This is a genomic window from Candidatus Protochlamydia sp. R18 (assembly GCF_000648255.1).
Taxonomy (GTDB): domain Bacteria; phylum Chlamydiota; class Chlamydiia; order Chlamydiales; family Parachlamydiaceae; genus Protochlamydia; species Protochlamydia amoebophila.
The window spans coordinates 1-245 of sequence record NZ_BASL01000423.1; the positions used below are offsets into that span (position 1 = coordinate 1).

Below are 245 nucleotides of genomic sequence, written 5' to 3' on the forward strand. Positions count from 1 at the left end.
CAACTTATTCTTTAATTATCTCGAAAAAGAGCAGCTTCAGTCTCAATGGAGAGAAATTTCTGGGGGACGAAAAGAAATTACGATTCCCAAATTTATCGTAAGTCGCCTCGCATCATCTGATATATCGTTAACAAGTTCGAGTCAAATTCTATGTGATGCCCCTCCTTTTTCAATAAGAACCCGCACTCAGGAAACTATTGATAAATTTGAGGATGAAAACGAGCTTTTATTAAATTCTTTAGCTA

General features: G+C 35.9%; 1 pseudogene. It reads left to right on the plus strand.

The features are described 5' to 3' along the window. Positions 1-245, plus strand: a pseudogene (locus TY19_RS19205) (hypothetical protein); the annotation flags it as partial.